Genomic DNA, 1,896 nt, shown 5'->3' on the forward strand with positions numbered 1-1,896 from the left:
GTTCATACGATTTTCGATGAGGTCGTCGACGACGGAGGGGTCGGCGAGGGTGGATGTGTCGCCGAGGGCGCCGTAGTCGTTTTCGGCGATCTTGCGCAGGATGCGGCGCATGATCTTGCCGGAGCGGGTTTTCGGCAGGCCGGGGGCCCATTGGATCAGGTCGGGCGAGGCGATCGGGCCGATTTCCGTGCGCACCCAGGTGCGCAGCTCCTTGCGCAGCTCGTCCGTCGGCTCGACGCCGTTCATCAGGGTGACGTAGCAGTAGATGCCCTGGCCCTTGATCTCGTGCGGGTAGCCCACGACCGCCGCCTCGGCCACCTTTTCATGCGCGACCAGCGCCGATTCCACCTCGGCCGTGCCCATCCGGTGGCCCGAGACGTTGATCACGTCGTCGACGCGCCCGGTGATCCAGTAGTCGCCGTCCGCGTCGCGGCGGCAGCCGTCGCCGGAGAAGTAATAGCCCTTGTAGTCCGAGAAATAGGTCTTTTCGAAGCGTTCGTGATCGCCCCAGACGGTGCGCATCTGCCCCGGCCAGCTGTCCTTGATCGCCAGCACGCCCTCGGTCGGGCTGGCGTCGATTTCCTGGCCGGTCTGCGGGTCCAGCACCACCGGCATCACGCCGAAGAAGGGCCGCATCGCCGCGCCCGGTTTGGTCGCATGGGCGCCGGGCAGGGGGGTCATCATGTGGCCGCCGGTTTCGGTCTGCCACCAGGTGTCGACGATCGGGCAATTTCCCTTGCCGACCACGTCATTGTACCAGTTCCAGGCCTCGGGGTTGATCGGTTCGCCCACGGTGCCCAGGATGCGCAGCGAGCTTAGATCGCATTTGGTTACGAAATCGTCCCCTTGGCCCATCAGCGCGCGGATCGCGGTCGGCGCGGTGTAGAACTGGGTCACGCGGTGCTTTTCGCAGACCTGCCAGAAGCGGCTGGCGTCGGGGTAGGTGGGCACACCCTCGAACATCAGCGTGGTGGAGCCATTGGCCAGCGGGCCGTAGACGATATAGCTGTGCCCGGTGACCCAGCCCACGTCCGCGGTGCACCAGTAGACGTCGCCCTCGTGGTAGTCGAAGGTCACCTCATGGGTGAGCGCGGCATAGGTGAGATAACCGCCGGTGGAATGGACCACACCCTTGGGCTGGCCGGTGGAGCCGGAAGTGTAGAGGATGAAGAGCGGATCCTCGGCACTCATTTCCGCCGGCTGGGAATAATCCGAGGCCTCCAGCGCCATCTCGTTGTAGTCGAAGTCACGGCCGTCGACCCAGGTGGTCTGGCCGCCGGTGCGCTTGACCACCAGGCATTTGACACTGTCCTTGCAGTGCAGCAGCGCCTTGTCGGCATTGGTCTTGAGCGGGGTCTTGCGGCCGCCGCGGGGCGCCTCGTCGGCGGTGATCACGACCTTGGCGTCACAGCCGTTGATCCGCGCGCTCAGCGCGTCGGGCGAGAAGCCGGCGAAGACGATCGAGTGGATCGCGCCGATGCGGGCGCAGGCCAGCATGGCATAGGCGGCCTCGGGGATCATCGGCAGGTAGATCACGACGCGGTCGCCCTTGCGCACGCCCATGCTCTCCAGGACGTTGGCCATGCGGCAGGTGCGGCGGTGCAGGTCGGCGTAAGAGATGCTCTGCGCCTGTTCCTCGGGATCGTCGGGCTCGAAGATGATGGCGGTCTGGTTGGCGCGTTTCTCCAGGTGCCGGTCGATGCAGTTGGCGGCGACGTTCAGCGTGCCGTCGCGGAACCACTCGATCTTGACCTGGCCAAGCGTGAAATCGGTGTTCTTGATCTCGCTCGGCTGCTTCATCCAGTCCAGCCGCTGCGCCTGCTCCGCCCAGAACCCCTCCGGGTCCGACACCGAGGCCGCGTACATCTCGTCATACCGCGACGCGTCGACGTGGGC

Annotated in this window: 1 protein-coding gene; it reads right to left on the reverse strand. The window is 65.8% G+C overall.

Annotation, left to right across the window (positions count from 1 at the left end; genetic code table 11):
- Nucleotides 1-1,896 (reverse strand): acetate--CoA ligase (acs, locus tag KZZ07_RS26500; RefSeq protein ID WP_219519880.1); only part of this gene is annotated, 1,896 nt, incomplete at both ends.

Source organism: Mameliella sp. CS4, assembly GCF_019392335.1.
GTDB lineage: Bacteria > Pseudomonadota > Alphaproteobacteria > Rhodobacterales > Rhodobacteraceae > Antarctobacter.